Source organism: Romboutsia sp., from assembly GCF_051659545.1.
Taxonomy (GTDB): domain Bacteria; phylum Bacillota; class Clostridia; order Peptostreptococcales; family Peptostreptococcaceae; genus JBOFOR01.
The window spans coordinates 1-5,564 of record NZ_JBOFOR010000112.1; the positions used below are offsets into that span (position 1 = coordinate 1).

Sequence of the window (5,564 nt, forward strand, 5' to 3'; positions counted from 1 at the left end):
AAATAACAGATTTTTTTCTAGTATCGCTGTAGTAAAAACAGCAATAAATAAATTTATCGATGAAATAAATAAAGTTCCTACAAATACAATAGATAGACTATGTGTAAGAATGTAGAAACTCTATTAGAATATATATATAAAAATCACATGGGTGATATTGCTAGTATTGGGATTTTTGATGGCGATTACGTTATGATTGATACTTCAAGGCGTATTGCTAATAATGATATCGTTTTAGCTATTATTATCGTTTTAGCTATTATTAATAAGGAGCACTATACTATTAAGAGATTTTTTAAAGATGATAATATAATTAAACTAGCTTGTGAAAATGATAGCGAAGAGTTTATTACAGTCAATTCTAAGAAAGTTAAAATTTTAGGAGTTGTTATTGGTTTTTTTAGGGACTTCGTTTAATATTAATAAAGGTCTAAAATACCTAATATTTTAGACCTTTGTATTATTATTTAGTTGTTGGTAGTGTTTTCTTCTTTTTACAATAATAATATACTGGTAATCCCAATAAAGTTACTCCTATTCCTAATAAAGCACTAGATGGAGAATCTTTAAAAGTAGCAAATAATAAGTAGCACCCTCCCAATAACCCCACTATTGGAAGCACTGGGAATAATGGAACATGATAAAGTTTTGGATTACGAGTAGTTCTCTTTCTAAGAATAAATACCCCAAAAATCCCTAGGTTAAAGAAAATCCATAAAACAAATACAATTAAATTAGTTATTGAATTAAATGTTCCTGTTAATATATATAAAATAGAAACTACAGCTTGAAATATTAAAGCATTAATAGGTGTACCTAATTTAGGGTGAAGAGAACATAAAACATTAGCAGCTGGTAGATGATTACGCTCACCCATAGCAAGTGTATATCTTGCACCACATGTTAACATTCCATTTAAAGTTCCAAATACAGAAAGCATCATACCAGCAGTTATAAATGCTGCACCACCTTCACCAAAAAGTTTTCTACATACATCTACTCCTATTTTTTCTGAACCTGCTGCAACAGGACCTGGTAATACATTAAATATAGCTGCATTAAATGCAACATATACTCCCATAACAAATAGTATACCTACAACTACCGCTTTTGGTATATCCTTTTCAGGATTTTTCATATCAGCAGCTAAAGTACACGTTGTCACCCATCCATCATAGGCCCATAGAACACCAAGTAATGCAACTCCAGTACCAGCACTTTCAACATTTCCTATAGATGCAAAGCTAATATCGTTTGCTGTTCCCATAATCAAACCAAATACTATTATAGCTGCTATAGGAAGAAGTTTACCTATAGTCGCTATTGTTTGAAGCCAAATTCCGTATTTTGTTGAAATTACTTGAGCTATAACTAATAATATAACTAAAGATATAGCAAATATTTTTTGTTGTGTTCCATCCATTGGTACGAAAAATGTTGCAAATGTTGCACAAGCTATAGATACCGCACCACAAGTTCCTGGTGCATTTACTAAGGCTGACACCCAACCAAATAAGAAACCTATAGTTTCACCATATAACTCTACCAAGTATGTGTAAAGTCCCCCAATTTTAGGTATATAAGCAGCTAGTTCTGCTATACTAAGTGCTGCGGCTATAGTAATTAAACCACCAAAAATCCAAACTAAAAGTGCCGCACCTGTAGACCCCATATTTGTTAATACTACAGATGGTTTTAAAAATACCCCAGAACCAATTACAAGACCAATTACATACATCATTCCTTGAAATGCATTCATAGTCTTTTTAAGTTGCTGTTTTTCTACTCCTTGACTCATATAAAATTCCCCCTAAATTCTATAGTTTATACATTAACTAACCATTAATTTTACTTCAATAGATTGTTTCATTACTTTATAGTAGAATCAACTGCTTTCTTTATCCTCCTAAGCCCCTCTTCTACCATATACATTGGGCAAGCTATATTCATTCTTACAAATCCGCTTCCTTCTTCACCAAAACTATACCCATTACTTAAAGCTATTTTCCCTTCTTCCTTAAGTACCCTAGAAAGTTCATCATTATCTAATTTTAAATCTCTAAAATCAAGCCACATTAAATAAGTACCTTCTGGTTTTATAACATTAACCTTTGGGACATTTTCTTTTATATATTTTTCTACATAATCAACATTCGCTTCTAAATACTCTAATAATTCATTTAGCCACGCTTCTCCTTTATTAAATGCAGCTTCTACTGCTACTAAGTTAAACGGATTATTTCTTCTTATATCTAATATCCCAAGTTCTTGATTAAATTTATTAAACTCTTCTATTCTTGGTAAAGATGCAAATGAAGCTTGAAGCCCTGCTATATTAAATGTTTTTGTTGCAGAAAAACAAGTTATTGTTATATCCTCTATTTCTTTAGATAATGATGCAATTGAAATATGCTTATGATTTTTATATACTATATCTCTCCATATTTCATCTGCAATAATTCTAACATTGTTTTTTAAGCAAATATGAGCTAACTTTTCTAACTCTTCTTTAGTCCATACTCTACCTACCGGATTGTGAGGATTACATAGTATAAACCATTTTAAATCTGGATCTTTAGCTTTATTCTCAAAATCATCAAAATCTATTATATATTTCCCATCTTTTTCTATTAATGAATTTATAACTAATTTTCTATTATTTAGTTTAACAGTATTTGAAAAAGGAGTATAAACAGGATTTTGTATCATAATTTTATCATTTTCACTTGTAAAAAGTCTTACTATTAAAGATATAGTTGGTATAACTCCCGGTGAATGAATTAAGGTTTTAGGGTCTATATCATATCCATATCTCTTTTTTGTCCAATTTACAGCACTTTCAAAATAAGAGTCTGGTCTTGAAACATATCCAAATATTTTTTGATTTAATTTACTATTCATAGCTTCTAATATTTCTGGCGCTGTTTCAAAGTCCATATCTGCTACCCACATAGGAAGTAAATCATTATCTCCAAAGTTTAGCCCTATTTCTTCCCATTTTGCTGAATTATTTTTACTTCTATCTACACTCTTGTCAAAATTATAAATCATAATATAATACCTCCTTGATAATATTTTTATTGTTATTTTTCTATTATTTTATGTAGCAATTATTATGCCAATAGGTATTACTTCAAATTTTAGGTATTCTAATATTTATTTAATAGAAAAAAATGCAAAACTGGGTTAATTAGGTTTATTCTTTAACCTATTTAACCCAGTTTTTATATACTATAAATGTTTCAGGAAATATTTTTTATGGTTTTTAATGCCTTTATTCCTAATTCTGTAATCTGAGTTCCACCTCTTCCATTAGATAAATTCACCATATTATAATTTTTTAAAACATTTAATATTCCCCTAACTTCATTTTCTGATAAAAATATATCTTTTTCATTAGCTAATTCCACAATACTTCTTCGTCCTATTCTTTTTCTGTTCTTCAAATTCTCTTCAAGACACTCAAGAATAAAAGTATATTTATCCAAAGAATATTTACAATCTACTATTAACTTTTTAGCTATATCCTTATCTATATCACTTAAACTTAACTTTTCTTCAAATTCATTTTTGATAAAATCAATATCACATTTATCAATAACTTCCTTATCCAAATGCGCTAGATATTCAACACAGTTTTTAAGCTCTCTTATATTACCTTCCCAACTGTAATTTTCAAATACTTTAATTGCCTCTTTACTTAATTTAAACTCCACATTTAATTCTTCTTTTATTTTATCTACTAATAAGTATATATCTTTTTTTCTATTTCTAAGTGGTATAGTCTCTAGCGGAAGAACATTAAGCCTATAATAAAGGTCTTTCCTAAACTTTTCTTCATTTACTAACTTTTTTAAGTTTTTATTGGTAGCTGCAATAATTCTAATATCAATTTTTATTACTCTATCCCCACCAATCCTCATTACTTCTCTCTCTTGAATTACCCTCAATAATCTAGCTTGTAAATTTAAATTCATTTCTCCAATCTCATCTAAGAATAATGTTCCTTTATGCGCTAATTCAAATAGTCCTACTTTTCCACCTTTTCTTGCTCCTGTAAATGCACCTTCTTCATATCCAAATAGTTCACTTTCAAGTAAACTTTCTGGCAATGCTGCACAATTCACAGCAACAAATTGATAATCCTTTCTTTGGGATGAATTATGTATAGCTTGTGCAAACAATTCTTTGCCTGTACCACTTTCTCCATTTATTAATACAGATGAATCCGACTTAGCCATTTTTTCAGCCATTTTTTTAAGTTCTATTATTTGTAAACTTTCACCCTGTATATCTTCAAATTTATATTTTGCTTTATGCCCTTTTCCTATTAACTGAACTCTTAGTTTATGTTGATTTTTCTCTTGTTCTGTAAACTCATTAATCATTGCCAATGCACCTGTAATTTTTTTAGAAACTAAAACAGGAACTACTGTAGTAGAAATATCTACTTCATCTATTTTTACAAGCGTTGTCTTTATTGATTTTCCAGTGTTAATTACTGTATTAAATGGTATTTGTGGTACTATACAATTTATATTTTTACCTATAACTTCTTCTTTTTTGTATCCTATAATTTTTTCAGCTCTTTTATTAAAAGCTCGTATTGATCCAGTTGTATCTACGCCTATAATCCCATCATCTAAGATATTTAATAAACTTTCTAATTCACTCTCCAAGGTATTTGTTTTTCCTAATAATGCCTCAAATCCTGTACTTTGTGTTTTTAAGTTTTTAAAATGTTCAACAAACTTATCTTCTTGTAATAAGTAATCCAATTTTAATTTAACTGCAATATCTACTATAGTACTTACGTCTAAAACTCTATGACCTATATCAATAGTTTTTTCTACAAAAGAAGGTACACACTTAGACTCCCCTGGAGTTACTGCAATATTAAGCTTTGGTATATTTGAAATCCCTGGATAAACAGGTACAAATTCCACATGATTAATTCCAAGGTTATTAAATAATGCTATAGTTTCCATTGTCATATAACTACTATAATTAACAACCATAACTTTTTCACCATTAGAAATATTCATTATCTTATTGTACTGTTCTATAGTTATTGTTGGATTCAATATAACAACCTTAGTTGTATCACTTATATATTTTTTTATACCTATATATATTGAATATAATGATACAACTACTAGATCAGCTTCAATTGGCATATCTATATTATCAACATCATAAGAATAATTTTTTATTTCAACTTTTTCTTCAAATAGATTTTTTATTTGTTTAGAATGTGTATTTGCAACATCCGACCACAAAGTAATAATTACTATTTTTTTCCCCATAAAGAACCACCTCTTGTAGTAAATACGTATTTATATTTATTCGTATACTTACCCTATTTTTATTCCTAACAACTTTTGTTCAATCTTATTTTACAATATTATTTATTTTTTTTCATTATTATACTGCACAGTCAAAAGTTCATATGATTAAGAAGCCTGAAAAAATTCTCTTTTTTGGGCTTCTTCCTGCTTTTCTTTAATTATTTTAGTTATGCTTAAATCCCTATTTTTACCCAAACTCAATAAAATAATATAGCG

Annotated in this window: 4 protein-coding genes; 1 reads left to right on the forward strand and 3 read right to left on the reverse strand. The window is 28.6% G+C overall.

The annotated features are described in order from the left end of the window. Positions 1 to 147: 147 nt before the first annotated feature. A complete protein-coding gene (locus tag ACRC03_RS06565; RefSeq protein ID WP_438651758.1) occupies positions 148 to 417 on the forward strand; it encodes a LexA family protein in 270 nt (89 codons plus the stop codon). A 46-nt stretch (positions 418 to 463) separates the two neighbouring features. On the opposite strand, the gene ACRC03_RS06570 is transcribed toward ACRC03_RS06565, so the two are convergent. The 3 genes from ACRC03_RS06570 to ACRC03_RS06580 all read right to left on the reverse strand — a co-directional run bounded on the left by ACRC03_RS06570 (position 464) and on the right by ACRC03_RS06580 (position 5,306). Further along, positions 464 to 1,798 (reverse strand): APC family permease, encoded by a 1,335-nt coding sequence (locus ACRC03_RS06570; RefSeq protein ID WP_438651759.1) that lies wholly within the window; start codon positions 1,796 to 1,798, stop codon positions 464 to 466. Between the two features lie 71 nt (positions 1,799 to 1,869). Beyond that, the gene (locus tag ACRC03_RS06575; protein ID WP_438651760.1) at positions 1,870 to 3,051 is read right to left on the reverse strand and encodes a MalY/PatB family protein; all 1,182 of its coding nucleotides are present in this window, start codon (positions 3,049 to 3,051) and stop codon (positions 1,870 to 1,872) included. Positions 3,052 to 3,242: 191 nt separating this feature from the next. Next, on the reverse strand, positions 3,243 to 5,306 hold the full coding sequence (locus tag ACRC03_RS06580) for a sigma-54 interaction domain-containing protein (RefSeq protein ID WP_438651761.1): 2,064 nt from the start codon (positions 5,304 to 5,306) through the stop codon (positions 3,243 to 3,245). Positions 5,307 to 5,564 lie beyond the last annotated feature (258 nt).